The 4,388-nt window shown below is 61.9% G+C and carries 4 protein-coding genes and 1 pseudogene; all 5 read right to left on the bottom strand.

The window, feature by feature from the left end:
- Positions 1–1,683: pseudogene (locus EN932_RS30210) on the bottom strand (DNA-directed RNA polymerase subunit beta); the annotation flags it as partial.
- A gap of 252 nt (positions 1,684–1,935) precedes the next feature.
- Entirely contained in the window at positions 1,936–2,313 is a 378-nt protein-coding gene (gene rplL / locus EN932_RS30205) for a 50S ribosomal protein L7/L12 (RefSeq protein ID WP_013531413.1), read from the bottom strand.
- A gap of 54 nt (positions 2,314–2,367) precedes the next feature.
- Complete coding sequence (gene rplJ, locus EN932_RS30200; protein WP_013531412.1) at positions 2,368–2,886, bottom strand: 50S ribosomal protein L10; 519 nt, start codon at positions 2,884–2,886, stop codon at positions 2,368–2,370.
- A gap of 393 nt (positions 2,887–3,279) precedes the next feature.
- A complete protein-coding gene (gene rplA / locus EN932_RS30195; RefSeq protein ID WP_013531411.1) occupies positions 3,280–3,978 on the bottom strand; it encodes a 50S ribosomal protein L1 in 699 nt (232 codons plus the stop codon).
- Positions 3,979–3,982: 4 nt separating this feature from the next.
- Positions 3,983–4,388, bottom strand: a 406-nt coding sequence (gene rplK / locus EN932_RS30190) for a 50S ribosomal protein L11 (RefSeq protein WP_128369297.1), incomplete at its 5' end; no start/stop codon positions are given.

The following is a 4,388-nucleotide window of genomic DNA, read 5'->3' as shown; positions in this document are numbered from 1 at the left end:
GTGCACGTCGCGCACTTCGAAGCCGGCGCGCTCGCGGGTCAGACCGCCCGGTCCAAGCGCCGAGAGGCGGCGCTTGTGGGTGATCTCCGACAGCGGGTTGGTCTGGTCCATGAACTGCGACAGCTGCGAGGAACCGAAGAACTCGCGCACGGCGGCAGCCGCCGGCTTGGCGTTGATCAGATCCTGCGGCATGACCGTGTCGATCTCGATCGAGGACATACGCTCCTTGATCGCGCGCTCCATGCGCAGCAGGCCGACGCGGTACTGGTTTTCCATCAGCTCGCCGACCGAACGCACGCGGCGGTTGCCGAGATTGTCGATGTCGTCGATCTCGCCCTTGCCGTCGCGCAGTTCGACCAGCGTCCTGACCACGGCCAGGATGTCGTCCTTGCGCAGCACGCGCACGGTGTCCTCGGCCTTCAGCTCGAGGCGCATGTTCATCTTGACGCGGCCGACGGCCGACAGATCGTAGCGCTCGCTATCGAAGAACAGCGAGTTGAACATGGCTTCGGCGGTTTCGAGCGTCGGCGGCTCGCCGGGGCGCATGACACGATAGATGTCGAACAGCGCGTCCTGGCGGCTCTCGTTCTTGTCGACGTTGAGCGTGTTGCGGATATAGGCGCCGACATTGACGTGGTCGATGTCGAGAACCTTGATCTCCTCTTCGCCGGTGCCGAGCAGCACCTTCAGCGTCTTCTCGTCGATCTCGTCACCGGCCTCGAGGAAGATCTCGCCGGTGGCGTAGTTGACGATGTCCTCGGCCAGATAGTTGCCGAGCAGGTCCTCGTCGGTCGCCTTGATCGCCTTCAGACCCTTTTCGCCAAGCGCCCGTGCCTGGCGTGCGGTGATCTTCTTGCCGGCCTCGACGACGACTTCGCCGGTATCGGCATCGACCAGGTCGCCGACAGCCTTGAGGCCGCGGAAACGCTCGACGTTGAACGGAATGCGCCAATGGTCGCCGGCACGCTTGTAGGTGATCTTGTTGTAGAAGGTCGACAGGATCTCTTCGCCGTCCATGCCGAGCGCCATCAGCAGCGACGTCACCGGAATCTTGCGGCGGCGATCGATGCGGGCGTGCACGACGTCCTTGGAATCGAACTCGATGTCGAGCCACGAACCGCGATACGGGATGACGCGCGCGGCAAACAGAAGCTTGCCCGACGAGTGCGACTTGCCCTTGTCATGGTCGAAGAAGACGCCCGGCGAACGGTGCATCTGCGAAACGATGACGCGCTCGGTGCCGTTGACGATAAAGGTGCCGTTCAAGGTCATGAGCGGCATGTCGCCCATGTAGACGTCCTGCTCCTTGATGTCCTTGATGGACTTGGCGCCGGTGTCCTCGTCGATATCGAACACGATGAGGCGCAGCGTCACCTTGAGCGGCGCGGCATAGGTGAGGTCGCGCTGACGGCATTCGTCAACGTCGAATTTCGGTCCTTCGAACTCGTACTTCACGAACTCCAGCATGGAGGAGCCGGAAAAATCGGAGATCGGGAAGACCGACTTGAAAACGGCCTGCAGCCCCTCGTCCGGACGCCCACCCTTGGGCTCCGCCACCATCAGGAACTGGTCATAGGATGCCTTCTGAACCTCGATCAGGTTCGGCATCTCCGCAACTTCCGGAATCTTTCCGAAGAACTTGCGTACGCGTCTGCGGCCATTGAAAGTCTGGGTCTGGGCCATCGTCGCTCCTTAGCTCTAAACTCGGGACGAGCCTCGCCGCGGCTCGCCTTGCATACTGGGCCACCTTGGCGGCAACCCTCTGTCTGTTTTCCCGGCGCCTGTCGGCGGCCGGCTAGAACGGGAGAAAACCCGTTTCCTGAAGGCCGGTTTTCGGCCCTCAGGAAAGAGGTTCTCGCAAAATCTCGCGTTACGCGCTCTCCCTTCGGGCGAAGGGAGTGGCGGACGGCGCGAGGCCGCCCGCCGCTTTTACGCTTACTTCAGTTCGACCTTGGCGCCGGCTGCTTCCAGCTGGGCCTTGAACTTGTCAGCGTCGGCCTTGGAAACGGCTTCCTTGACCGGCTTCGGAGCCGCTTCAACCAGATCCTTGGCTTCCTTGAGGCCAAGACCGGTGATGGCGCGGACTTCCTTGATGACGTTGATCTTCTGAGCGCCTGCGTCGGTGAGGACGACATCGAATTCCGTCTTTTCCTCGGCCGGAGCAGCAGCGGCCGCAGCGCCGCCAGCAGCGGCAACCGCCACCGGAGCAGCAGCCGAAACGCCCCACTTTTCTTCCAGAAGCTTCGACAGCTCGGCCGCCTCGAGGACGGTCAGCTTCGAAAGGTCGTCTACGATCTTTGCGAGATCAGCCATTGTTGTGTTCCTTCATAAGGTTCGAACGTGTGTTTGTGATAGCGAGGAACGGCCTCATGCCGCCTCGTCCTTCCGGGCGTAAGCGCCGATGACGCGCGCGACCGAGGCCGCTGGCGCATTGACGATCTGGGCGATCCGGGTTGCCGGCGTGGCGATCATGCCAACCAGCCTGGCGCGCAGCTCATCGAGCGACGGAAGTGTGGCGAGTGCCTTCACACCGTCGGCATTGAGCGAGGTGGTGCCCATTGCGCCGCCGAGAATGACGAGCTTGTCATTTCCCTTGGCGAAATCGGACGCGACCTTCGGCGCCGCAATCGGATCCTCCGAATAAGCAATCAGCGTCTGTCCCTTGAACAGCTCGATGATCGATGCGGAGTCCGTGCCCTGAAGAGCGATTTTGGCGAGACGGTTCTTCGCGACTTTGACGGTGCCACCGGCAGCGCGCATTTTCGACCGAAGGTCGTTCATTTGCGCGACGGTGATACCGGCGTAGTGGGCCACGACCACTGAACCTGCGTTCGAGAACGCACCGTTCAGGCCCGTGACGAGTTCGCGTTTTTCCGCTCTGTCCACTGCCTATCTCCAGTTGACCCCAATCCTGTTAACGGGAACATCCCATTGACGAGGACAGGCGTCGGGTTGCCTTTTGTCGGCCGGGCCATCCAGTAACGGATCTCCCGAACGACGCTCGAGGATCCTGCCCCCTTTCGCCACATCGACAGTCAAGCCGGCGATGCGCAGACAAAAGGCAAACACGGTTCGAACCTTTCATTGGAGCAATCGCTCCGTTGTCCGGTCTTCACCCGTCTCATGCAGGCCCAAATCGAATTAAGGCTTCTGGGCCGCCTGCAATCTCGGACAGGATGTCCGGAAACCTTTCGGCTTCCAGTACCGGGCCGCCGACAAGTCGGAGGTCCGGAATTCACTTGCGGATCAGCCGCTTGCCGGCCGATCCAAATGTTCGTATCAGGACGCGTTAAGCGTCGCGACGTCGAGCTTGAGGCCCGGGCCCATCGTCGAGGTGACCGACACCTTCTTGACGTAGTTGCCCTTGGCGCCAGTCGGCTTTGCCTTGGTCACCGCATCGGCGAAGGCGCGGATGTTCTCTTCCAGGGCCTTGACGTCGAACGAGACCTTGCCGACGCCGGCATGGACGATGCCAGCCTTCTCGACACGGAACTCGACGGCGCCGCCCTTGGACGCCTTGACGGCGGCGGCAACGTCGGTGGTGACGGTTCCGACCTTCGGGTTCGGCATCATGCCGCGCGGGCCGAGCACCTTGCCCAGACGGCCGACCAGCGGCATCATGTCCGGCGTGGCGATGCAGCGATCGAAATCGATCGTGCCCTTCTGGACGATGTCGACCAGATCCTCGGCACCAACGATGTCGGCGCCGGCAGCGCGCGCTTCGTCGGCCTTGTCGCCACGGGCGAACACGGCGACACGTACCGAGCGGCCGGTGCCGTTCGGCAGGTTGACCACGCCGCGGACCATCTGGTCGGCATGGCGCGGGTCGACGCCGAGGTTCATGGCGACTTCGATGGTCTCATCGAACTTCACCGAGGAACGGTCCTTGAGCAGCTTCAGCGCATCACCCAGGGCATAAGCCTTGTTGGGATCGATGCCTTCGCGGGTCTTCGATACACGCTTTGCAATCTTTGCCATGATCTTAGCCCACCACTTCCAGACCCATCGAGCGGGCGGAGCCCTCGACCATGCGCATGGCCGCTTCGACGTCGTTTGCGTTCAGGTCTTTCATCTTCGCGGTGGCAATCTCGCGGACCTTGTCACGCGAAACCGTACCGGCCTTGACCTTGCCCGGCTCCTTGGAACCAGAGGTCAGGTTCGCCGCCTTCTTCAGGAAGTAGCTCACCGGCGCCGTCTTCATGACGAAGGTGAAGGACTTGTCCTGATAGTAGGTGATGACAACCGGAACCGGCGATCCCTTTTCCATTTCCTGGGTCTGCGCGTTGAACGCCTTGCAGAACTCCATGATGTTGATGCCACGCTGACCAAGCGCCGGGCCGATCGGGGGAGACGGCGTAGCCGATCCCGCTTTCACCTGGAGCTTGAGC

The organism is Mesorhizobium sp. M7A.F.Ca.US.002.01.1.1, from assembly GCF_004022955.1.
Lineage (GTDB): Bacteria > Pseudomonadota > Alphaproteobacteria > Rhizobiales > Rhizobiaceae > Mesorhizobium > Mesorhizobium ciceri.
This window is presented reverse-complemented; position numbering and strand designations above follow the sequence as displayed.